Origin of the sequence: Micromonospora alfalfae, assembly GCF_022230925.1 — a bacterium.
GTDB classification, from domain to species: Bacteria; Actinomycetota; Actinomycetes; order Mycobacteriales; family Micromonosporaceae; genus Micromonospora; species Micromonospora alfalfae.
The window spans coordinates 117,153-140,029 of the sequence record NZ_JAKKFH010000018.1 but is presented as its reverse complement, the minus strand read 5'-3'; the positions used below and the strand labels follow the sequence as shown (position 1 = coordinate 140,029).

The window sequence follows — 22,877 nt, the reverse complement described above, 5'->3', positions numbered from 1 at the left end:
CGGGGAGTTAACCCGCCATGGCTAGCGTGTCACCCCGGTCGGCCGGCCCAGGGCCGCTCGTTCATCCACGAACACGGGAGCACCACATTGAGTGAGTTGAATGGATCGTCCATTCTGATCACCGGGGGAACGGGTTCCTTCGGCAGGACGTTCCTCCGGCACATCCTCAACGAGGCCGACCCCGCCCGCGTGGTGGTGTTCTCCCGCGACGAGCTCAAGCAGTACGAGCTGCGCCAGCAACTTGGCGACGACCCGCGGCTGCGCTGGTTCATCGGCGACATCCGGGACCGGCACCGCCTCACCCGGGCCATGCACGGCGTCGACCACGTGGTGCACGCCGCCGCGCTGAAGCAGGTGGACACCGCGGAGTACAACCCCTCGGAGTACATCGCCACCAACATCACCGGCTCACAGCACGTCGTCGACGCGGCGATCGAGGCCGGTGTCAAGAAGGTCATCGCCCTCTCCACCGACAAGGCGTCCAGCCCGATCAACCTGTACGGCGCGACGAAGCTGGTCGGCGACAAGCTGTTCGTCTCCGCCAACCACTACGCCGCCCAGCACCCCACCCGGTTCTCGGTGGTGCGCTACGGCAACGTGGTGGGCAGCCGCGGATCGGTGGTCCCGCTGTTCCGCCGGCTGGCCGCCGAGGGCAAGAGCCTGCCGATCACCGACAAACGGATGACCCGCTTCTGGATCACCCTGGACCAGGCCGTGCAGTTCGTCATGGACTCGTTCGACCAGATGCAGGGCGGCGAGCTGTTCGTGCCGCGCATCCCGAGCATGCGCATCCTCGACCTGGTCGAGGCCGTGGCCCCGGACGCCACCACCCACGAGATCGGGATCCGGCCGGGCGAGAAGCTGCACGAGGAGATGATCGCCCCCGACGACAGCCGGCGGACGCTGCGCGCCGACGGCCGGTTCATCGTCCAGCCGACCATCGCCACCTGGGGCTACCAGGCGCCGGTCGACTGCGACCCGGTCCCGGACGGCTTCGCCTACCAGTCGGACACCAACGACGAGTGGCTCACCGTCGAGCAGTTGCGCGACATGCTCGGCATCAACGGATGACAGAGATGCTCCCGTACGGCCGGCAGTCGATCAGCGAGGACGACGTCGCAGCCGTCGCGGACGTGCTGCGCGGCGACTGGCTCACCACCGGTCCGCAGGTCGACGCCTTCGAGGCCGACCTCGCCCGGTGGACCGGCGGGGTCGGTGTCGCCGCCGTCTCCAACGGCACCGCGGCGCTGCACGTGGCGTACGCGGCGGCCGGGGTGGGGCCGGGCGACGAGGTGGTCGTCCCACCGATGACGTTCGTGGCGACCGCCAGCAGCGCTGTCGCCCTCGGCGCGAAGATCGTGTTCGCCGACGTCGACGACGAGACGTTCTGCCTCGACCCGGCGGCGGCCGCCGCCGCCGTCACCTCGCGGACGACTGTCGTCGCCGCTGTCGACTACGCCGGCCACCCCGCCGACTACGACGCGCTGCGCAAGTCGGTCGAGGGCAGCGACGCGCTGCTGCTCGCCGACGCGGCGCACTCGATCGGCGGGACGTACCACGGTCGGCCGGTCGGTTCGCTCGCCGACCTGACCACGTTCTCGTTCTTCCCCACGAAGAACCTGACCACCGCCGAGGGCGGCGCCGTCGCGGCGCTGGACCCGGAGATCCTGAAGCGGGCCCGCCGGTTCCGTGGCGTCGGCGTGGTCCGCGAACGCGACGACCTGCGTTTCCCGGACGAGGGCGGCTGGCACCAGGAGGTGCACGAGTTCGGGCTGAACTACCGACTGCCGGACGTGCTCTGCGCCCTGGGTCGCAGCCAACTGCGTCGGCTCGGCGAGTTCACGGCCCGCCGCAGCGCCCTGGTCGCCCACTACGACGAGGCGCTGGCCGACCTGGACGGCGTACTGCTGCCGAAGCGCAGGTCGTGGGCCGACCCGGCCTGGCACCTCTACCCGATCCGGGTGCTCGACGGACGACGCCGCGAGGTGTACGACCGGATGCGGGCCGCCGGCATCGGCGTGCAGGTCAACTACATCCCGGTGCACTGGCACCCGGCCTTCGCCGACCTGGGCTACCGGCGCGGGTCCTGCCCGGTGGCCGAGTTGTTCTACTCCCAGCAGCTGTCGCTGCCGCTCTACCCGGGGCTCAGCGACGCCGACCAGGACCGCGTCATCGACGCGCTGACCGCCGCGCTACGAGGCGGCTCGGTGCGTCCCGCCGCCTGATGGGAACCTGATGCACCACGCCAACCACTTCTACGGCCACGCGCACGTACTGGCCCGGTACGCCGGCCTCGGCGACCGGCACCCACCCCGGATCAACGGGTACGTGCAGCACGGCTGGAACATCGGTGACGGCCTGGCCCCCGGCCACCCGTACGCCGAACGCACCCCCAGCCTGCTCTGGTCGGAGCAGACCCGCCGCCGGGCCTGGTCGGTGGGGCGACGCAACGTGGTCGTCATCGGCGCGCCGTTCAGCTACCTGTTGGCCATGCGACCCGAGGAACCACCTGTCGAAGAGCGGAAGGGCACGATCTGGTACCCGTTCCACGGCTGGGAGGGTCAGCACGTCAAGGGCGACCACCGCAAACTGATCGCCCTCATCCAGGACACCGAGCCCGGCCCGGTCACTGTCTGCCTCTACTGGCACGAGTACCGGATGCGCAACGTGCGCCGGCTCTACGAGCGCGCCGGGTTCCGGGTGATCTGCCACGGCTACCGGGGACACTGGTGGAAGGACACCGATCCGGAGTTCCTCGACCGACAGCTCACCGAGCTGCGCCGTCACCGCCGGGTAGCTTCCAACCGGCTGACCAGCGCGATCTTCTACGGCATCGCGGCCGGGTGCGAGCCGGCGGTCTACGGCGACCCGATGATCCTGTCCAACGAGGACCCCACCTTCGGCGGCACCGCTCGGATCCGACGGCAGTGGCCGCAGCTGCACGGCACCACCGTCGACCTGCCCACCGCTGTCGAGATCGCCCGCGCCGAGTTGGGTACCGACCACCGCTGCACGCCGGCCGAGCTCCGCGAACTGCTCGGTTGGGTGAACCTCCAGGAGGAAGAGGAAGACAGTGACGACTGAGACGGCACCCGCCGACCGGATCACCCTGCCGGGCGGCGAGATGCTGGCCTGGTCGGATCTGCCGCAGGAACGGCTGGCCAACGGTGGGCCGCTCGCCGCGCTGGCAGCCCGGTTGGTCCCGCCCGGCGCCCGGGTCCTGGTGGCCGGTCCACACGACCCGGCGCTGCTCGACCAGCTCACCCACGCCGAGGTCACCTGCCTGCTGCGCAGCCACCCGGACGCGGTGGCGCTGGCGCACCGGGCCGCCCGCGTGGTGGTGGGTGGTCCGGCCGGGCTGCCCGACGACGAGACGTACGACGTGGTGATCGCGGCTGCCGGGCTGGACCCGGTGGAGTCGGTGGAGGGCACCCGGCTCGGCTGGGACGGTGTGCTGGCGCGACTCGTCGCCGCGGTGCGACCGGGCGGCGCGTTGCTGCTGCGCCTGGACAACCCCCTGGGCCTGCACCGGCTGGTCGGCACCACCCCCTGGTACGCCCGCCGCGACGACTCCGCCTGGGTGATCGGCGGCGTGCTGGACCGAGCCCACCCGGCCAACCGGGACCAACTGCGCGAGCGGCTCGGCGCGGCAGGGCTACGGCCGGCCGCGTGCTGGGCCGCGTACCCCGGTGTCAGCACCCCGACGGCGCTGCTGGACGCCGACCACCTCGACCGGGACGCGGGCTCCGGCCTGTTCGACGCGGTGCTGCACGGCGCCTGCGCCGGGGGTTTCACCAGCGCCACAGTGCTCCAGGACCCGGCCCGGCTCGCTGTGGACGCGCTGCACGCCGGGCGCGCCGCCGACCTCGCACCGGGTTGGCTGACCCTCGCCCACCGGCCCGCCGAACCCACGGACCCGACCACGCCGACCGTTGAGGCGGACCTGCCGGTGGCCCTGGTGCAGACCGGTCGTCCCGGGATCGGCGTGCTGGAGGTGCTGCACGGCCCCTCCGGTTGGCGCTGGGGACTCGTCCCGCCCACCGACGCGACGACGCCGGCCGTCGCGCCGTTCGCCAGCCGCGAGGCCGCGTACCGGGACGCCGACGCGCTGTCCGGACCGGTGCCGTCCGGCCGGCTGCTGCGTACGTTGCTGCTCGACGCGGCCCTGCGCCGCGACCTGGCTACAGTGCGCGCGCTGCTGCGCGGGTACGCGGGCTGGCTCGCCGACCAGGCCGACAGCGACGGCCGGATCGCCGGCGCGGCGGCGCTGGCCGGCACCGACAACGTGGTGGTCGACGGCGAGCGGTACGCGGTGCTCGACCCCAGCTGGCGGGCCACCGCCGAGCTGCCCGGCGACGTGGTGCTCGCCCGCGGGCTGTGGCGCTTCGCGGCGGGCCTGCTCACCGGCGGGTACGCCCATCCGTGGTCGTCCACTCTCGACATCGCGGGCCTGACAGTGGTGCTCGGCGGACTCGCCGGCCACGACCTCGACCGGGCGACAGTCAGCGAGGCGGTCGAGGTTGAGGCGGCCATCGCCGCCGCGCTGCACGGGCTGGACGCCGACGCCACTGTCGGCCTCGCCACCGAACTACAGGCCGTCGCGCCGACCGACCCGCCGCTCGGCGGGCACAGCTACCAGCAGCTACGCGAGGCGTGGCTGCGCCAGCGCGAGGAACTCACCCGCTTGACCGCGCTGACCGCGTGGACCGAGGAGTTGCTCACCTCGCGGGAACGGGCGCTACGCCGGGCCGAGACGACGATCGGCCTGCTCAGCGGGTCGCTCAGCTACCGGGTGGGCCGGCTCGCCATCACCCCGGCCCGGCTGGCCAAGCGTGGTGCCCGCGCGGCCAAGCGTCGGGCCACCGCGGTGCTGGCCCCGAAGCAGGAGGAGCAGCAGTGACCGACATACCGCCGCCCGGAACCGCCGCGGGGCCACGGATCGTCGGCATCGTGCAGGCGCGGATGGGTTCGTCCCGACTGCCCGGCAAGGTGCTCCGCCCGCTCGCCGGACGCTCCGTGCTGGGCCGGGTCGTCCGTGCCGCCCGGGACAGCGGCGTCCTCGCCGACCTGGTCGTCGCCACCAGCACCGACGCGGTCGACGACGCGGTGGCCGCCGAGTGCGCGCGGCTCGACGTACCGTGCCACCGCGGGCCGGTCGACGACGTGCTGGACCGGTTCGTGGGCGCCCTCGCGGCGCACCCAGGAGACGCCGTCATGCGGTTCACCGCCGACTGCCCCCTGCTCGACCCGGAGATCATCACAGTGGTCGCGTCGGTGTACCGGGCGGTCCCCGGGCTGGACTACGCCAGCACGTCGATCGCCCGGACCCTGCCCCGAGGGCTGGACGTCGAGATCATCCGCGCGGAGACGCTGCGCACCCTGGGCCGGCTCGCCACCGACCACCACCGGGTGCACGTGACCTCGTACGCGTACACCCATCCGGAGCTGTTCCGGGTGCTCGGGGTGACACTCACCCCGGACCGCTCCGCGCTGCGGCTCACCCTCGACACCGAGCAGGACTGGGCGCTGGTCAGCGCGATCATCGACCACTTCGGTGACGTCAGCGTGCCGCTGGCCAAGCTCGCCGACTGGCTCGACGGTCAGCCCCGGCTGCGCGCACTCAACGCCGGCGTACGACAGAAGCACCTGGAGGAGTCCTGAGCGCCCTGAGGGTCGGATTCCGCTGCGACGCCGGACCACGGCGCGGCGTCGGCCACCTCGTCCGCTGCCTGGCGCTCGCCGAGGAGTTCCTCGCCCGGGGCGCCGACGTCACAGTCTTCGGCACCGTCGAACGGCTCGAGTGGGCAACCGCGGAGCTGGCCGCGCGGGGCATCCCGCTACTCCCCGGCCCGGACTCGGCGGCCGAGCTGGTCGAGGCGGCCCGCCGACACCACCTGGACGTGCTGGTCCTCGACTCCTACGAACTGGACCCGGCCGGAGCCGGCGCCCTGCGCGCCGCCGGCGTCTACACCCTCGCCATCATCGACGGCGACAGCCGAGGCCAGGTCGCGGACCTCTACCTCGACCAGAACTTCGGGGCGGCCCTGCCCAGGCTGGGGCCCGGAGCGGAACTGCCGGGGCTGAGGTCCGGGGCGGCCCTGCCGGGGCTGGGATCCGGGGCGGAACTGCCGGGGCTGAGGTCCGGGGCGGAACTGCCCGGCCGGCTGCTCGCCGGGAGCGGATACGCCCTGCTGCGTGACACCGTGATCAGCGCCCGGCCGCCGGTCGCCCCACCCGCTGCGGCGGTCAGTCGCCCCCGGGTGCTGGCCTTCTTCGGCGGCACCGACGCGGTCGGCGCGGCCCCGGTCCTGACCCGGGTGCTGGCGGCCACCGGTCACCCGATGGACCTCACGGTCATCGTCGGGCGACCCGAGATCGAGGCGGAGGTCGACGATGTCACCCCCGGCCGGGGGCAGACCATCCGACCGGTCCCGCCCACCACCTCGCTGCCGGCACTGATCACCGAAGCCGACCTGGTGGTGAGCGCAGCCGGCACGTCCACCTGGGAACTCTGCTGCCTCGGCGCACCCAGCGCACTGGTCTGCGTGGTCGACAACCAACGCGAGTCGTACACCCGGGTGGTGCGGCACGGCCTGGCCGCCGGCCTCGGCGAGCTGCCGGAGCTGACCGCCGCCGGCGTCGCCGGACGCGCCGCCCGCGCGACGGCGGCGCGGACCCTGCACGGGCTGCTCAGCTCGCCGCAGCGGCGCGCGACCCTCGCCGCCCGCGCCTGGTCCACCGTCGACGGGCAGGGCCGGGCGCGGGTGGTGGACGCGGTGTTCGACGCCGTACGCGCCGCCACCGTCCCGGGCTGACCGCGCGGCAGGCCAAGATCACGCCCGATCCTGGAAACAGTCCCCACGAAGGCGCGGCAGGCCACTACATCCAGGATCAAGCACGATCTTGCCGAGAAGCAGCCGGCCCGCACGATTCACCGCTAGCACGGGTGTACGAAAGTGCTGCTAGGGTGGCCGTATGACGCAGGCCGCCTACCAGCCGTCGATGCTCGACCTGGCCGACGCCGGGCCGACCCTGGGGCCGCTGCCCGGCCAGATCCGCCGGCACCAGCTCAGCCGGGGCGCCTGGGTCGACCACCTCCCCGGCTGGGTGCGCGGCTCCGACACGGTCCTCGACACACTGCTCACCGAGGTGTCCTGGCGTGCCGAACGGCGCACCATGTTCGACTCCGAGGTCGACGTGCCCCGCCTGCTGTGCTGGTACGACGCCGCGAGACCACTCCCCCACCCCGTGCTCACCGCCGCGCGGGCCGCGCTCACCGGGCACTACGCGCCCGAGTTGGGCGAACCCTTCGTCACCGCCGGCATGTGCCTCTACCGGTCCGGGCGCGACAGCGTGGCCTGGCACGGCGACACCATCGGCCGCTCGGCGCACACCGACACGGTCGTCGCGATCGTGTCGTTCGGAGCACCCCGACCGCTGCTGCTGCGCCCACGCGGCGGTGGCGAGAGCCTGCGCTTCCCGGTGGGCCACGGCGACCTGATCGTGATGGGCGGCTCCTGCCAACGCACCTGGGAACACGCCATCCCCAAGACCACCCGCCCCGTGGGGCCCCGGGTGAGCGTCCAGTTCCGCCCCCACAACGTCGCCTGACTGTGGCCCCTGACTAGGGCGAAATCAGACGTTCGAGGCGGCGGCGGACCTCCTCGGCTGCGGGGTCGCCCACGTCCTCATAGATTCGCGCAGCCAGGCGCCACGCGGCAGCGGCAGCGTCCCGGTCACCCATCCCCTCCCGGGTGTCTCCGAGTCGGATGAGGGTCTCCGCCTCGTGATACCGGTCCGCGGAGTCGCGAAAGAGTGTGATCGCCTGCTCGTAGCAGTTGGCCGCGCGGTCGCGTTCACCGAGGCGGTCGTAGGCGAAGCCGAGGCTGTCCAGCGTCGCGGCCTGACCGTTGCGGTCGTCGGTCCGTCGTTGCTGGTGGAGGGCCTCGGTGCAGCTGGCGATGGCCTGGACGTAGTCGCCGGTGGTGGCGAGAAGCCAACCGATCGCGTTGAGCGTCCGGGCTTCGCCCGCGTGATTGCCGACCAGCCGGTAGAGCCGCAGTGCCTCGCGACCGTGTGCGAGCGCCTCGTCCAGCCGGCCGTCCAGGTAGCAGAGTTCGCAGTAGTTGTGCAGCGTCTGGGCCTGGCCGATCGGGTCGCCGAGACGTTCGTGCAGCTCAAGCGCGCGCTTGAGCCGGTACTCGGCAGTGGTGCGGTCGCCCAGTCGGATCAGCGCGCGGGAGACCAGGCGGTTGGCGACGGCCTGACCGGCGAGGTCGTCGATCTTCTCCGCGGCGCCCAGCGCGACCTCTTGGATGGCGAGCTGGTCCTGCCAGAGGCCGCGCGGCGCCACGAAGGTGGTCAGCGCCCACGCGATCTGCCAGGCGTACGTTTCGAAGCCGTTCTCGGCGGCCTGTCGGACCACCCGGACCAGCACCCGATGCTCCGCCGTGAACCAGGCGAGCGCGCCGTCGTGATCGGTCACCGGTCGCCTGGCGGGTACGGGCAGCGGCGGCATCGGCTCGATCGTGGGCCACTGCGGCTGGAGTAGCCGGGCGGCCGGATAGGCGGAGTGCAGGTAGTGGTCGTACAGGCGCTGTCGGGCTGCGACGTGTTCGTCGCCGCGCTCCGACGACTGTGCGAGCTCGGCCGCGTAGGCGCGCAGAAGATCGTGGAAGGCGAACCGGCCGGGCGCGTGCTCCGCCAGCAGATGGAGCCGAGTCAGTTCCCGCAGGATCGGCGTGACGGCAGCGGCAGGCACACCGGCGAGCGCCGAGGCCGCAGTGGTGGTCAGGTCCGGGCCCGGATGCAGCCCCAGCAGGGTGAACAGCCGGGCCGCGTCCGCCCCCAGGGCCAAGAACGACCACGAGAAGACGCGCCGGACGTCGCCGTCGGCCAGGGCGTCCAGCCTCGCCTCGGCCGAGTGCAGTTCGGCGGCGATCGCGCTGAGCGGAAAGGTGGGATGGGTCGCGACGCGCGCCGCGACTATCGACAGTGCCAGCGGAAGCCGGCCTGCGGCCTCGATGATGTCGGCCACCGCCACCGACTCGGAGGCGAGCCGGCTGGCCCCGAGACGTCTGGCGAGCAGGCTTCTCGACTCCTCCGCCGTGAGCACGTGCAGTGTCAACGGCGTGGCACATTCGGCGGCGATCAGGCCGCCCAGCCGGTCACGGCTGGTGACCACGACCATGCAGCGGCCCGCACCGGGCAGCAGGGCGCGCACCTGGGCGGAGTCACGAGCGTTGTCGAGCACCAGGAGCATCCGCCGGGAGGCCAGCAGGCTGCGGTAGAGACCAGTCCGGGCCTCCATGTCGGAGGGTATCCGGGCGTGGGGCACGCCGAGCGCTTCGAGGAAGCCGGACAGGGCGTCGGGCGGGGACACCGCGCCAGCTTCGTCGTAACCGCGAAGGTTCACGTAGAGCTGGCCGTCCGGGAATCGGTCGGCAACCCGGTGCGCCCAGTGCAACGCCAGGGCGGTCTTGCCGACTCCGGCCATGCCGGACACCACAGAGATGGCGCCGCTCGTCGACCCCTCGGCCCCGCCACCCAGAAGCCCGTCGAGGCCCGCCAGCTCGGTGCTACGTCCAACGAACTCCGGCACCGCACGCGGCAGTTGCTCGGGGCGCTGGATGAGCGGCCCCACTCCCGTGTCCGGCGCCGGCCGGTCCGACCCCGTTGGCGGTTGCGCCGTCAGGCCCGGGCGGTGATGCAGGATGTCGTCGTACAGCGTGACGAGCTCGGGTGCGGGATCGAGGCCGGTCTCCTCGGCCAGCGTCTGTCGGGCCTGCCGGAAAGCATCCAGTGCGCCGGCTACGTCTCCGATGCGGTACAGGCCCACCATCAGTTGGCCCCACGCCCGCTGCCGCAGCGGGTACCGGTCGAGCAGGCCGCGCAACCGGTGCACGACGTCGGCCGACGCGCCGAGGGCCAGCACCGCCTCGGCGTAGTCCTCCTCGACGAGCAGCCGACGTTCCTCCAACTGCGCCACCCGCCGAGCCAGCGTCGAGCGCAGCGGCAGATCGGCCAGCGGTGCACCACGCCACAGGCGCACCGCGGCGGAGAGTTCGGCCTCGGCCCGGTCCAGATCGGAGGTGGCGAGCGCCTCGCGGCCCCGCGCCGCCGCGGCGTCGAACAGATCCACGTCCCGTTCGTCCGGGCCCACCCGAAGCAGGTAGCCGCCGGCCGCAGCGGTTATCCCGTCCCAGGTCGCCCCACCGCCCAGCGACCGCCGCAACCCGCGCACATAGGTGCGCAGGTTCGCGGCGGCCGACGCCGGCTCTTCGTCGCCCCACAGCATCGCGGCCAACTCGTTCGTGCCGACGACCTCATTCGGGCGCAGCAGCAGGGTCGCCAGCAGGAGACGCTGCTTCACCGAGCCCAGTGGAACCGGCTGGCCGTCGCGGTACACCCGGAACGGGCCAAGGAGTTCGAAACGCAACCAGGCACCTCACATGTGGGCGCTGCCATGTGCCGCCGCGCGTACAGCACCCGGACAAGCGGGCGAGTGGACGAGCTGTGCGTGAGTTGTGCGGCGGTTGTACCGGCCCCACCGTACCTTCTCCATGGGGGGACCCGGAGCGGTGAGGACGGTTCTACCGTCCTCACCGTCTCATCCAAGAGCACCAATCGCCAGACCTGGTCGCACGCCGATGACGCGAGGCCAGACGGGACCGTTCGTCCACAGTGGCGCGAGGCCACCTCGCCTCGTCGTGCCAGGTCTGACACCGCCGGCCGGCGCAACGCCCCAGCACCGTTGCGCCCTCGTGAATCCCGACCAGAGGAGATACATGTCGTCGCACCGATCCACAGGCCGCGTCCTCAAGAGAGTCGCGGTGCCCGCCATCGGCGCGGCACTGGCCATCGGCATCAACGTCACCATCGCCACGCCGGCCGCGGCCAGCGGCTCTTACACGGGCCGGGCGTTCGTCCATGGCACCGGCGCGGTGTCTGACGACTTCGATGACGAAGGCGTCACCAACGTCACCACGCACCGCAACTCGAACGTCGCCTGTCTCTGGCAGACCATTCTCTGGGCGAATGGTTACCTGCCCTCGTCCGGGGTCGACGGTGTCTTCGGCGACCAGACCGATGCCGCGACGAGGAACTTCCAGCGCGACAAGGGCCTCTCAGCGGATGGCTCCGCAGGCCGGAACAGCTGGACGAAGGCCGGCGACAAGCTGGTGCAGCACGACAACCAGAACGGGTGGCTGTACGTGGTCTACCACGGGGCGACGGGTTCCCGGAGCCCGTACGGCTCGCACCAATTCGTCCTACAGCGTTCGCCCGACGGGAACTACCGGTTCTACCCGCCGCAGGGCAGCGGCCCCTACTGGGCCGCCTACAACTCCCGCACCTGCTGACCTCGCCCAACCCGGCGGTCTGGCCAACCGAGCATCATCGCGAGTGGCCCGACCCCGCGTGGTGACCAGCGACCCGCACGGTAGGTCCGGACGCGACAGAACCGTTGTCCGGACCTACCGTGCGGTTCTCCGGCCTGATCGCCACTGCTCCAGCGGCGACCGGGCGCCGTACTAGAGGAGGCCGGCCAGTTTGTAGAGGACCAGGGAGCCGGCTACCGCGACGTTCAGGCTGTGGCCGTGGCCGACCATGGGAATCTCCACCGCCGCGTCCAGCTGATCGAGCGCCTCGGGCGGGATGCCTGTCGCCTCGTGGCCCAGCAGCACCACGGTACGGCCCCGAGCGGCGGGCAGATCACCGAGCCGGACGGCCTCGTCGGCCAGTTCCACCCCGAGAATCCGGCTGCCGGCGGCCCGTTCGGCGGCCAGCCAGCGCAGCGGGCTGCCGACCCGGTGGACGCAGCCCGGCCGCCGTAGCGTGTTGCCTCGGGCCACGGCCTCGTCCACCCAGCGGAACGGTGGCACGGCGAGGCAGGCGCCGACCGCGTCGCACGTACGCAACAGGGTGCCCAGGTTCGCGCCGTGCAGCGGCCAGAGTGGCGCGGCGATCAGGTGACCCCAACAGCGGTGTGGCCGGGGACGGCGGACGGCCCGTAGCTCACGCCTCGGCCGGACCCGGATGGCGGCGCTCACGCCGCACCGGCGACTCCGCCGGACAGAGAAGAAATCATGTTGAGGGGCGCTTCGCGGTGCACCCGGACCCTCACCGACAACAGAGGGCACCAACATACCGCGCTGACGGACGCCCCACCCCGCATGATCGTGCTCGATCCAGGATCGAGTGGCATCACCGCGTCGGTGACACCATTACGTCCAGGATCGAGCACGATCTTCGACCGACCTGGCACGCCGGACATGACCGGGCGACGGCGCAGGTGGGCGGGTCAGTCGCGTTCGATCAGGTGGCCTACCACCGTCGGGCCGAGCATCACCGCGAAGCCGCTGCCGTCGCGGCGTGGGTCCGCGGCGGGCAGCTCCACCGGGTCGCCGGTGGCGGTCGCGCCGACCGGTCGCGGTCCCACCCAGGCGACGGCGACGTCCGTCTCACCCTTGAGGAAGCGGTGCGCGCGCACGCCGCCGGTCGCCCGGCCCTTCGCCGGGTACGCCTTGAACGGCGTCACCTTGACCGTCGCGCCGGTGGAGGTGACCACCATCGGCTCACCATGCCCCGGGTCGTCGGTGCGCACCGCGCCGAAGAACGCGACCCGCGCCCCGGCCGGCAGGTTGATGCCGGCCATACCGCCGCCCTTGAGGCCCTGCGGCCGGACCAACCCGGCGGGGAAGCGCAACAGCGACGCCTCCGAGGTGACGAAGGTCAGCGTCTCGGTGCCGTCGGTCAGCCAGGTCGCCCCGACCACCTCGTCACCATCGCGCAGACCGATCACCTCGAACTCGTCGGAGCGCACCGGCCACTCCGGTGAGCAGATCTTCACCGCGCCCTGCCGGGTGCCCAACGCCAGCCCCGGTGAGCCCTCCGCCTGCCCGCCCAGCGGGGCCAGGCCGACGACGGTCTCCCCCGCCGCCAACGGCACCAGCTCGGCCGCTGACATACCGCCACGCAGTGACACGGTGCCCGCCTGCTCGGGCAGCACCGGCAGCGGCAGGACGTCGACCTTGAACGCCCGACCGGCGCTGGTCAACAGCAGCACCCGACCTCGGGCGGTGGAGTGCGCGATGGCGCGTACCGTGTCGTGCTTGACCCGGCCGTTGCGGCGACGCCCCTCGGAGCTCTCCTCCGACTCGGCCGCGGTCCGGGCGACCAGCCCGGTCGCCGAGAGGATCACCTGACACGGGTCGTCGGCGACCTCCAGCGGGCCGGCCGGCGCGGACGCGGCCAGCACCTCCTTCAGGTCACCGTCGACAAGCGTCGTCCGACGTTCGGTGCCGAACTGCTTGACCACTGCCGCCAGCTCGTCGGAGACCACTTTCCGGAGCACCCGCTCGTCGTCGAGGATCTTGCTCAGCTCGGCGATCTCGGAACGCAGCCGCTCCTGCTCGGCCTCCAGCTCGATGCGGTCGAACTTGGTCAACCGGCGCAACGGAGTGTCCAGGATGTACGTGGCCTGGATGTCGGAGAGGCCGAACCGGCTCATCAGCCCGTCCTTCGCCGCCTGCGCGTCGTCGCTGCCCCGGATCAGCCGGACCACCTCGTCGATGTCCAACAACGCGATCAGCAGACCGTCGACCAGGTGCAGCCGCTCCTGACGCTTGCGCCGACGGTACGAGGTGCGCCGGGTGACCACCTCGTACCGGTGGGCCAGGAAGACCTCCAGCAGCGCCTTGAGGCCCAGCGTGCGCGGCTGCCCGTCGACAAGGACCAGGTTGTTGACGCCGAACGACTGCTCCAACGGGGTCAACCGGTAGAGGTCGGCGAGCAGCGCCTGCGGGTTGACCCCGACCTTGCACTCGACGACGAGCCGGGTGCCGCTCTCCCGGTCGGTGAGGTCCTTGACGTCCGCGATGCCGGTCAGCCGCTTGGTCTTGGTGACCTCGTTGGTGATCGCGGCGATGACCTTCTCCGCGCCGACGCCGTAGGGCAGCTCGACCACTGTGATCGCCTGACGACCTCGGCTGCCCTCGATCGGGCCGATCTCCACCTTGCCGCGCATCCGCACCACGCCACGGCCGGTCTCGTACGCCCTGCGCACCTCGTCCAGGCCGAGCAGCACCCCACCGCTGGGCAGGTCCGGGCCGGGGACGAACTCCATGAGTTTGTCCAGGGTGGCGTCCGGGTGGTTGATCAGCCAGCGGGCCGCGGAGACGACCTCCGCCAGGTTGTGCGGGATCATGTTGGTGGCCATCCCGACCGCGATCCCGGACGCGCCGTTGACCAGCAGGTTGGGGAAGGCCGCCGGCAGCACTGTCGGCTGGGTCAGCGACCCGTCGTAGTTGGGCTCGACGTCGACGGTGTCCTCGCCCAGCTCACCGACGAGCAGCATGGCCTCGCGGGACATCCGGGCCTCGGTGTACCGCGAGGCGGCAGGGCCGTCGTCGGGGCTGCCGAAGTTGCCGTGCCCGTCGATGAGGGGCACGTTGAGGGAGAAGTCCTGCGCGAGGCGGACCATGGCGTCGTAGATCGCCGTGTCGCCGTGCGGATGGTACTTTCCCATTGTATCCCCGACAATTCGGGCGGACTTCACGTGCCCGCGGTCGGGGCGGTAGCCCTGCTCGTACATCGACCAGAGGATGCGCCGGTGCACCGGCTTGAGGCCGTCGCGGGCGTCGGGCAGGGCGCGGGAGTGGATGACCGAGAACGCGTACTCCAGGTAGGAGTCGGAGACCTCGGTGACCAGCGGGTTGTCGAAGACCCGCGCGCCGGCCTGGTCGAACGAGGAGAGGTCGACCTTGTTTTCCTTACGGCGTGCCATGACTCAGCTCTCCACTGGAACGGGAACGGAAGCGGCGCTCATGCGTCGATCGCATCCCGGTCGACGCGGTCGGCGGAGTCGATGAGCCAGTTGCGACGCGGCTCGACCTTCTCGCCCATCAGCAGTTCGAGGATGCGTTCGGCGGCGTCGACGTCGTCGAGGGTGATCCGGCGGACGGCCCGGGTGGCCGGGTTCATCGTGGTGTCCCACAACTCGTCGGCGTCCATCTCACCGAGACCCTTGAACCGTGGGATGGGCGTGACGATCTGCTTGCCGGCCTTCTCCAGCTTGCGGACCGTCGTCTCCATCTCGGCCTGGGTGTAGGTGTAGACGGTCTGCGAGCTGCGCCCCTTGGTAGTGATCTTGTGCAGGGGCGGCATCGCGGCGTAGAGCCGACCCGCCTCGATCAGCGGCCGCATGTACCTGGCGAACAGGGTGATCAGCAGCGTACGGATGTGCGCGCCGTCCACGTCGGCGTCGGCCATGATCAGCACACGGCCGTAGCGCAGCGCGGAGAGGTCGAAGGTGCGCCCCGAGCCGGCGCCGAGGACCTGCACGATGGCCGCGCACTCGGCATTGTCCAGAACCTGCTGGAGGTTGGCCTTCTGCACATTGAGGATCTTGCCGCGGATCGGCAGCAGCGCCTGGTATTCCGAGGAACGGGCCATCCGGCTCGTACCCAGGGCGCTGTCACCCTCGACGATGAACAGCTCGCTACGGTCGATGCCGGTGGCCCGGCAGTCGACGAGCTTCGGCGGCATGGACGCGCCCTCCAGGGCCGTCTTGCGCCGGGCGGCGTCCTTCTGTTGCTTCTGGGTGAGTCGCACCCGGGCGGCGTCGACGATCTTCTGCAGGACGGTGCGCGCCTCGGCCTTGGTGCGCCGGTCCTCCAGCCAGGCCTTGATGTGCGCGTCGACCAGGGACTGGAGAACCTTGGTGATGCCGGTGGTGGAGAGCTCGTCCTTGGTCTGCGAGGTGAACTGCGGCTCGGGGATCCGCACGTGCACCACCGCCGTCATCCCCTCCAGGACGTCGTCAAGGGTGGGCGGCTCCTCCTTGGCCTTGAGCAGACCACGGGTGTTGCGGATCGCGTCGGCGAGCGCACGGACGAGGGCCCGCTCGAACCCCTTGCGGTGGGTGCCGCCGTGCGCGTTGCGGATGGTGTTGGTGAAGCACTCGACGGTGCGCTCGTAACCGGTGCCCCACCGGAACGCCACCTCGACCTCGGCACGCCGCTGCACGTTGGACTGCATGACGCCGTTGGCGTCGGCGGCGTTCTCCCGGTAGGTGCCCTCGCCGTTGACCAGCAGGGTGCCGGAGACCGGCCGGTCGCCGGCCGGGGCGAGGAACTCCACCATGTCGCTGAGCCCGTTGGGGTAGTGGAACCGCTCCTCGGCGGGAGTCTCGCCGGTCAGGTCGCGCAGCAGGTAGGTCACGCCGGGGACCAGGAACGCGGTGTTGCGGAGCTTCATCCGGACGGCGTCGACGTCGAGCGCAGCGCCGGTCTCGAAGTAACGGGCGTCGTGCCACCAGCGGATCGAGGTGCCGGTGCGCTGGCCGCGCTTCATGGCACCGGTCACCTGGAGCCCCGGGCCGGCGGTGAAGAGGGCGTCCGGCCCGTCGCCGTCGAAGATGCCCGGGACGCCGTGCCGGAACGACATCGCGTGGACCTTGCCGGCCCGGCGGACGGTCACGTCGAAGCGGCGGGACAACGCGTTGACAGCCGATGCGCCGACGCCGTGCAGACCGCCGGAGGTCTTGTAGCCGGAGCCGCCGAACTTGCCGCCGGCGTGCAGCCGGGTCAGCACCAACTCGACACCGGAGATGCCGGACTTGGCGTGCACGTCGGTGGGAATGCCCCGGCCGTCGTCGTCGACCTGCACCGAGCCGTCGGCGTGCAGGATCACCTCGACGTGGCTGGCGTGACCGGCGACACCCTCGTCGGTGGAGTTGTCGAGGATCTCGTTGACGAGGTGACCCACGCCACGGCTGTCGGTGGAACCGATGTACATGCCGGGCCGCTTGCGGACAGCGTCCAGCCCCTCAAGGTGGGTGAGGTCATCGGCCCCGTACAGGGTGTCAGGCTCTGCGGTCAACTGGTCGTACTCCCCGGTCTCGGCGGTGTGCTGCCGGTCACCGGCGACATCAGCCGGCGTGGCGCGCCGCAGCGAGCCTAGCCCGAGGCTAGGACAACCACCGGAGGACCTACGCGACCCGCCGCGCGCGCCCCTCCGGACGTGAGCCAACGAACAGCCGGCGGGTGATCACGGGACCACGCAGAGACAGCGTCACCGATATGCTCGCTCATGATCGCGGCCGGTTTGCGCGCGGGGTGCACGCCGTCCGGGTCGAGGAGATCAGGAGGCGGTCGAGATGGACGTGACGATTCACGACGCCCTGCAACGCTCCCTCGGCACCTGGACCCGACGGTGGCTGCTGGTGGGCACCCTGGTGGCGGGGCTGCTGGCCGCCGTGGCGCTGGTCGCGGCGGCGGCTCCCGCCGACCGGAGCTTCACCGAACTCTCGCGCACTGTGCAGAGCCTGATGTCGGTCGCGACCCCGCTCTTCGGCATCCTGCTGGTGCGTGACCTGCGCCGGGCGCCCGTCCGCCTTCCGGTCCTGCCCACAGTGCTTGCGGTGGGGTTGCCAGCGGTCGTCATCGGCGTGGCCGGTGTGCTGATCTGCGCCGCGACGCTGGCGCTCACCCCGGCCGATGTCGCCGACGACCCGTGGCGGTTCGCCGGGACGACCGCGGTGGGCGGTGTGCTGGTGCAGATCGCCGCCGGCCTGGTGGGCACCGGCCTGGGCCTGCTGCTGCGCTCGGTGGTGGTGGCGTTCCTAGCCACGATCATCCTGCCGCTGGGGCTGTTCACGCTGCTGGGTGCCGTGGACGCCCTCCGTCCGGCGCAGCCGTGGCTCACCCCGTTCGGCAGCGTGCGCAACCTGTTCTCGGGGCAGATGAGCGCGCTGCGGTGGGTGCAGTGGCTGTGCGTACTCCTGGTCTGGGGTGTCGGTCTGAACGCCGTGGGCACGGCCCTGCTGCACCGCCGCGACCGCCCGGCCGGTCACTGACTCTCCGCGCCGACGGGCGCGGGTCGGTGGGTTCGGCAACCCGGAGCGCGGGTCCACTCTCGACGCCGTAGACCCTCCTGCCTACGTGCGCGTGTCGTTCGTCGAACGAATCTGTTACGGGCCATTGACGCCCGTCGCGCCGGGGTGATCTGATCGCGCTCTCAGAGAATCTTTCATCTTTCGATGGATGGGGGCCCCATGCCCAGGTTCCGGCGTACCGCGCTCGCCGCGGGACTAACGATCGCCATGGCCGCGTTGTCGACCGCCGTCGCGCTGCCCGCACCCGCGTCCGCCGCGTTACCCACCGCCGCGGTGGCACTCGGGGACAGCTTCATCAGCGGCGAGGGCGCCGGGGCGTACACCCCTGTCGTCGACGTCAACGGAGTCAGCCAGGGCTTCCCCGGCTGGACGGCGGCGAACAACAACGCGTACTTCTGCCACCGTTCGGCGAACGCCTCGCTCAACCAGGCCAACCTGCCGGGCATCCAGAACCGGTTCAACCTGGCCTGCTCCGGTGGGCAGCCGCACGACATCGCCAACGCCTCCCAGGCGCGGACCAACGGTCGTACCGTCGCCTCGCAGCTGAGTCAGCTGCGCGCCGTCGCGCAGACCCAGGACATCGACCTGGTGCTGGTCGGCCTCGGCTCCAACAACAGCTCCTTCACCTTCGGCAGCGTCGCGGAGAAGTGCGCCAACCGGTTCATCGCCGACGCCTGGACCGGCTGGTGGGAGTTCTGGGCGTACCTGAACGGGCCGGTCGAGCAGAAGCCGTGCAGCGACGCCGACCTGGCCACCGCCGCGCAGCTCAGCGCCGCGACCGCGGAGACCACAGCGGCCGTACGCCAGATCCTGACCACCCTCGACCAGGTGGACGCGGACGGGCAGCACCGGGTGGTGTTCCAGGACTACACGAACCCGCTGCCGCTGGACCTGAACCAGCAGTTCCACGAGGAGGACAGCCGGGACGACACCCGGGACAAGTTCCGTGACCTGGGGGCCGAGCGGTACGCGGCCGGATGCCCGATCCACCGGGCCAGCCTGGCGCCCGGGCACCGCTTCTCGCAGGGTCTGGGCAGCATCGTGAAGTCCACCCGGGACACTCTCGCCGCCGAGTTCCCCGCCGACGAACTGGTCTACCTGAACGTGCAGCAGGCCTTCAACGGCGCCCGGCTCTGCGAGCAGACCAGCAGCCCGAGCGGTGCGCTGGCCACTCCGATCCGGCTCCAGGACGGTGCGACCGGCACCTTCGTCACCAGCCTCGCCGGTAAGGACAAGATCGCCATCCAGCGGATCGCCAACACCTGCGTCAGCTACTTCCAGACCTGCCAGGAGTCGTGGCACCCGAACGCCACCGGGCACCAGGTCCTCGGTCAGTGCCTGAGCGGCGCGGCCTCCACCAGCGCCCGTTCGGTGGCCTGTGTCCGGGCCAGCAACGGGGCGATCTCGGTCTCCTGACCACAGCGTCCATCGGAGGGCTCCGCCGGTCGGCGGGGCCCTCCGTCGTGTCCGCGGAGCGCGCGGCGCAGCCGCACAACGGCCGCCGAGCCGGTGGCCTGCTGCTACCCGGCGGTAACGTCAGGCCGTAGGCTGGGCCGATGAACGGGGATGCGGAGTACGCGCAGGAGTTCGTCGAGGTCGATGGCGGCCGGCTGGGTGTGCAGGTCTACCCGGAGCCGGCCGGAGCGCCGGGTGCGCCGATGGTCGTGATCTGGCCCGCGATGGGTGTCCGGGCCCGGTACTACCGGCCCTTCGCCGCCGCGCTGCGCGCCGCCGGGCTGGGCGTGGTCGTGGCCGACCTGCGCGGCACCGGGGCGAGCACGCCCGCGCCGAGCCGGGCGGACCGGCACGGTTACGCCGAACTGGCCGACGACGTCGGCGCCGTCCTGGCCGCCCTCAAACCACGACTGGACGGACGCACCCGACTGCTTCTCGGGCACTCGCTCGGCGGGCAGGCCGCGCTGCTGCACCTCGCCCTGCACGGCGGCGACGAGGTGGACGGGTTGGCGCTGATCGCTGTCGGCATCCCGTACTGGCGGACCTACCCGGGCCGACGGGGCCTCGGCGTGCTGCCCTACACCCAGGGGATCGCCGCCACCGCCGCGCTGTTCGGGGTCTGGCCGGGCTGGGGCTTCGGCGGTCGGCAGGCACGCGGCGTGATGCGCGACTGGGCCCACACCGCGCGGACCGGCCGATTTCCCCGGCTCGACGGTACGGACACCGAGGCGGCGGTCCGCGCGGTGCGGACCCCGGTGCTGGCAGTCAGTGTGGACGACGACCAGTTCACCCCGCACGAGACCATGGATCACCTCTGCGCGAAGCTCGCCGGCGCGCCGGTGACCCGGGAGCGGTACTCAGTGGCGCAGGCCGGTGCGACGTTGGACCACTTCACCTGGGTTCGCGCGAGCGTCCCGCTGGCACGGCGGATCGCCGGTTTCGCCGGCGACCTGCCGCCCCGCTGAGCCGTACCGACCGGTCGGCTCACTCGTCCTGGTCCAGCGGCACCAGTTCACCGTCGCGTTCCACCTGGATCTCGCCGTGCTCCTTGCGGGGCGCGACCTCTGCGGTGTTCCGGTGTGGGTCGTTGTCGGGGTGCATGAGCACCGCGTCTGTTTTGGGGGTCTTCTCCCGGCTCTCGTCCGGCTGCGACATCGCGTTCCCCTCTCGTCGGCGTCGCTCGGGATCTACCCGCCACCGGGCGAACGACTCCTGCCCGGGCCATGCCGACCCACCGACGCCACCGATGTCCGGTAACTGCCCGCCACGGGCCGCATCGGCCCAGGCGGGGCGGGGTTAGCTGCCCGACCGGCGGGTAAGCCGCACCGCCCGACACGGCGGAAGGGGATCACATGTCCGAACGGCACACCGCACTGCGCTCGATGCACGATCTGGGCCTGGCGGCCTGGTTTGGCGGCTCCCTCATGGGTGCCTTCGGCGTCAACGGCGCAGCGGCGAAAATCAGCGACTCGACCCAGCGGCTCCCGGTCGCCTCGGCCGGATGGTCCAAGTGGACACCGGTCAACGCGGCCGCGATCGGCGCCCACCTCGCCGGCGCCGTCGGTGAGTTGGTGACCGAGAGCCCACGGGTGGCGGCCCAGTCCGGCGTGGGCCGGGCCAGCGCCATCAAGACCGCGTTGACCATCGGCGCGCTGGCGGTCACCGGCTACAGCCGGTTGGTCGGCATGCGGCTGGAGAAGGCGGGCGGTCCGTCGGTGAGCGGCGCCACCGAGCCGAACCACCAGACCCCGGCCAGCGTGGCCTCGTCGCAGCGGCAGATGAAGCTGCTCCAGTGGGCCATTCCGGCGCTGACCGGGACCCTGGTGGTGGTCACCGCGTACATGGGTGAGCAGCAGAAGCCCGGCCAGGTGTTCCGCGGGATGCTCGGTCGCGCCGGTGGGATGAAGGGCGCCTCGAAGACCATGATCAAGATGGCGGGAATGAGCAACGGCAAGCGGCCGATGGCGATGGCCGGACGCTGAACGTCGGGCCGGCCGGCGTCCCGCCGCCACCTCGACGGCGGGGCGCTGGTCGGCCCTACGCGCGCACCGGAGCGACGACGGATCCCGCGCGCGGCGGCGTGCCGGCGACCTGTCGTACGCCGCACTCGGGCCGGCTGTCCCGGCCTGGGCAGGGCACATCGTCCGCCGGCGGCGGCGGACCGACGAGCGGGGTGGCCATGACGGCGCACAAGGGACGCAGCGGTGACAACGACCGGCTGGAGCCGGAGGCGACCAAGCCGTGGGGCACCGGCGACGGCTTCGACGCCGACGCGCCCTGGGGCACTGGCGACGACTCACCGATGGACGAGGGCAGCGAGGAGACCGCGGTGCCCGAGGGGCGGCGCGGAGAGCGACGCGCGGGTGCTCCGGCGGGCCGGTCCGACCCGGCGGGACGACACGGCTTCGGGTCGGTGGAGCCGACCCGTACGACGATGGCCGGGCCGGGTGCCCCACCCGATCCCGCCCCCAGCGGTCGGAGCTTTCCCGACGACGCGGACATCGGCGAGTCGACCCAGGACGCCCTGCGCAGCCGGGGACGACGGTCCTGAGCGGACCGGTGCCCGGCCGGGCGGCCCGTGCCGCGATCAGCCGGTCGCCGGGACGGCCTGCTCGACGAGCATCGTCTCGGCGAGCACCTGCGCCAGCCTGGTGGCATCGCGCTGGGCCTGCCCGGCGCAGCAGTTGTTGAACAGCACGTGCAGCTCGTCGGGGGCATCGGCGAACTCGGCCAGCAGCCCGGCCCAGTGCCGCAGCTCGTCCTCGGCGTACGCGTACCGGAACTTCTCCTGCTTGTCGCCCTCGCCCCAGGCGTCGCTGTGACCATGGAACCGGACGATCGCCGGTTCCGCCGTCATGGTCAGGATCGGTGGCACCGACGACGGGTGCCCCTGTGGCATGTCGACGCAGACCACTGACAGGTCGTGGGCGCGGAGCAGGTCCAGAGTGTCCGCCGCGCCGTCGTCGTCCAACCAGGAGCCGTGCCGCAGCTCGACAGCGACCCGCCACGGCCGGCAGCGCTGCGCCAGCTCGACGATCCGGCGTTCCGCCGCGGGGCTGCGCACCAGCCACGGCGGGAACTGCAACATCACCACGCCGAGCTTGCCGGCGGCCGCGATCGGGTCGAGGGCCGCGTGGAACCGGGCCCACAGCTCGTCGTACGCCGGCTCCGGCAGGTCTCGGCGGCGGATCCGGCTCGGACCGCTGGCCGGTCGCAGGTCCCGGGGCAGCACGGCGACCGGTGTCGGGTGACCGGTGAAGAGGCTGAACGCCTTGACGTCGAAGGTGAAGTCGTCAGGTGTGGCGTCCACCCAGCCCTGGGTCGTCTCCGGCACCGGTATGGCGTAGTAGGACGTGTCCACCTCGACCATCGGGAACTGGCTGGCGTAGAAGCCCAGTCGACGGGCCGGCGTGCTGGCCGAGCGTGGGTACCACCCGGAGCGCAGCAGGGACTGGTCCGCCCAGGACGACGTGCCCACCTTAATCACACCCATGTCATCCAGTGGACCGCCGCCGGCGCCGATCGG

General features: G+C 71.8%; 19 protein-coding genes. 13 read left to right on the top strand and 6 right to left on the bottom strand.

The window, feature by feature from the left end; all coding sequences use genetic code 11:
• The first annotated feature begins 87 nt into the window (after window positions 1-87).
• The 7 genes from pseB (at window position 88) to MED01_RS15815 (ending at window position 7,611) form a co-directional block, all read left to right on the top strand.
• On the top strand, window positions 88-1,071 hold the full coding sequence (pseB, locus tag MED01_RS15845) for a UDP-N-acetylglucosamine 4,6-dehydratase (inverting) (protein ID WP_210816822.1): 984 nt from the start codon (window positions 88-90) through the stop codon (window positions 1,069-1,071).
• On the top strand, window positions 1,068-2,225 hold the full coding sequence (locus MED01_RS15840) for a DegT/DnrJ/EryC1/StrS family aminotransferase (RefSeq protein WP_238669332.1): 1,158 nt from the start codon (window positions 1,068-1,070) through the stop codon (window positions 2,223-2,225). The genes pseB and MED01_RS15840 overlap by 4 nt, the downstream gene beginning before the upstream one ends.
• 10 nt (window positions 2,226-2,235) lie before the next feature.
• Window positions 2,236-3,084 carry a hypothetical protein gene (locus tag MED01_RS15835; RefSeq protein ID WP_238669331.1) on the top strand — a complete coding sequence of 283 codons (849 nt, stop codon included), beginning with the start codon at window positions 2,236-2,238 and terminating at the stop codon, window positions 3,082-3,084.
• Window positions 3,074-4,900, top strand: a complete 1,827-nt coding sequence (locus MED01_RS15830) for a class I SAM-dependent methyltransferase (protein ID WP_238669330.1) — start codon at window positions 3,074-3,076, stop codon at window positions 4,898-4,900. Before MED01_RS15835 ends, MED01_RS15830 begins: the two co-directional genes overlap by 11 nt.
• Before the next feature lie 5 nt (window positions 4,901-4,905).
• Window positions 4,906-5,661 (top strand): cytidylyltransferase domain-containing protein, encoded by a 756-nt coding sequence (locus MED01_RS15825; RefSeq protein WP_308193486.1) that lies wholly within the window; start codon window positions 4,906-4,908, stop codon window positions 5,659-5,661.
• Entirely contained in the window at window positions 5,658-6,815 is a 1,158-nt protein-coding gene (locus MED01_RS15820) for a PseG/SpsG family protein (RefSeq protein WP_238669371.1), read from the top strand. The genes MED01_RS15825 and MED01_RS15820 overlap by 4 nt, the downstream gene beginning before the upstream one ends.
• A 160-nt stretch (window positions 6,816-6,975) precedes the next feature.
• Complete coding sequence (locus tag MED01_RS15815) at window positions 6,976-7,611, top strand: alpha-ketoglutarate-dependent dioxygenase AlkB (protein ID WP_238669329.1); 636 nt, start codon at window positions 6,976-6,978, stop codon at window positions 7,609-7,611.
• Window positions 7,612-7,624: 13 nt separating this feature from the next.
• Here the strand turns inward: MED01_RS15815 and MED01_RS15810 are convergent, their stop codons facing one another.
• The gene (locus MED01_RS15810) at window positions 7,625-10,438 is read right to left on the bottom strand and encodes an AfsR/SARP family transcriptional regulator (RefSeq protein ID WP_238669328.1); all 2,814 of its coding nucleotides are present in this window, start codon (window positions 10,436-10,438) and stop codon (window positions 7,625-7,627) included.
• 349 nt (window positions 10,439-10,787) lie between these two features.
• Here MED01_RS15810 and MED01_RS15805 point away from each other — a divergent pair, with 349 nt between their 5' ends.
• On the top strand, window positions 10,788-11,360 hold the full coding sequence (locus tag MED01_RS15805; RefSeq protein ID WP_238669327.1) for a peptidoglycan-binding domain-containing protein: 573 nt from the start codon (window positions 10,788-10,790) through the stop codon (window positions 11,358-11,360).
• A 171-nt stretch (window positions 11,361-11,531) separates the two neighbouring features.
• On the opposite strand, the gene MED01_RS15800 is transcribed toward MED01_RS15805, so the two are convergent.
• The 3 genes from MED01_RS15800 to MED01_RS15790 form a co-directional block, all read right to left on the bottom strand.
• Window positions 11,532-12,050, bottom strand: coding sequence for a TrmH family RNA methyltransferase (locus MED01_RS15800; protein WP_238669326.1), 519 nt, complete (start codon window positions 12,048-12,050; stop codon window positions 11,532-11,534).
• Between the two features lie 251 nt (window positions 12,051-12,301).
• Window positions 12,302-14,785 (bottom strand): DNA gyrase/topoisomerase IV subunit A, encoded by a 2,484-nt coding sequence (locus MED01_RS15795; protein WP_238669325.1) that lies wholly within the window; start codon window positions 14,783-14,785, stop codon window positions 12,302-12,304.
• Window positions 14,786-14,823: 38 nt separating this feature from the next.
• Entirely contained in the window at window positions 14,824-16,881 is a 2,058-nt protein-coding gene (locus MED01_RS15790; protein WP_238669324.1) for a DNA gyrase/topoisomerase IV subunit B, read from the bottom strand.
• Window positions 16,882-17,158: 277 nt separating this feature from the next.
• Here MED01_RS15790 and MED01_RS15785 point away from each other — a divergent pair, with 277 nt between their 5' ends.
• From MED01_RS15785 to MED01_RS15775, 3 genes are all read left to right on the top strand, one after another.
• Entirely contained in the window at window positions 17,159-17,857 is a 699-nt protein-coding gene (locus MED01_RS15785) for a hypothetical protein (RefSeq protein WP_238669323.1), read from the top strand.
• A 198-nt stretch (window positions 17,858-18,055) separates the two neighbouring features.
• Window positions 18,056-19,312 carry an SGNH/GDSL hydrolase family protein gene (locus MED01_RS15780; protein ID WP_238669322.1) on the top strand — a complete coding sequence of 419 codons (1,257 nt, stop codon included), beginning with the start codon at window positions 18,056-18,058 and terminating at the stop codon, window positions 19,310-19,312.
• 140 nt (window positions 19,313-19,452) lie between these two features.
• Window positions 19,453-20,316 carry an alpha/beta hydrolase family protein gene (locus tag MED01_RS15775; protein WP_238669321.1) on the top strand — a complete coding sequence of 288 codons (864 nt, stop codon included), beginning with the start codon at window positions 19,453-19,455 and terminating at the stop codon, window positions 20,314-20,316.
• Window positions 20,317-20,335: 19 nt separating this feature from the next.
• Here the strand turns inward: MED01_RS15775 and MED01_RS15770 are convergent, their stop codons facing one another.
• Window positions 20,336-20,506 carry a hypothetical protein gene (locus tag MED01_RS15770; protein ID WP_196922054.1) on the bottom strand — a complete coding sequence of 57 codons (171 nt, stop codon included), beginning with the start codon at window positions 20,504-20,506 and terminating at the stop codon, window positions 20,336-20,338.
• Window positions 20,507-20,703: 197 nt separating this feature from the next.
• Between MED01_RS15770 and MED01_RS15765 the strand changes: the two genes are divergently transcribed.
• Both MED01_RS15765 and MED01_RS15760 read left to right on the top strand, forming a co-directional pair.
• Window positions 20,704-21,333, top strand: a complete 630-nt coding sequence (locus MED01_RS15765; protein WP_238669320.1) for a hypothetical protein — start codon at window positions 20,704-20,706, stop codon at window positions 21,331-21,333.
• Window positions 21,334-21,530: 197 nt separating this feature from the next.
• Window positions 21,531-21,902: a hypothetical protein gene (locus MED01_RS15760; protein WP_238669319.1), complete on the top strand. Its 372-nt coding sequence runs from the start codon at window positions 21,531-21,533 to the stop codon at window positions 21,900-21,902.
• A 36-nt stretch (window positions 21,903-21,938) separates the two neighbouring features.
• Here MED01_RS15760 and MED01_RS15755 read toward each other — a convergent pair whose 3' ends face one another.
• The gene (locus MED01_RS15755) at window positions 21,939-22,844 is read right to left on the bottom strand and encodes a DUF72 domain-containing protein (RefSeq protein ID WP_238669318.1); all 906 of its coding nucleotides are present in this window, start codon (window positions 22,842-22,844) and stop codon (window positions 21,939-21,941) included.
• Between the last annotated feature and the right edge of the window lie 33 nt (window positions 22,845-22,877).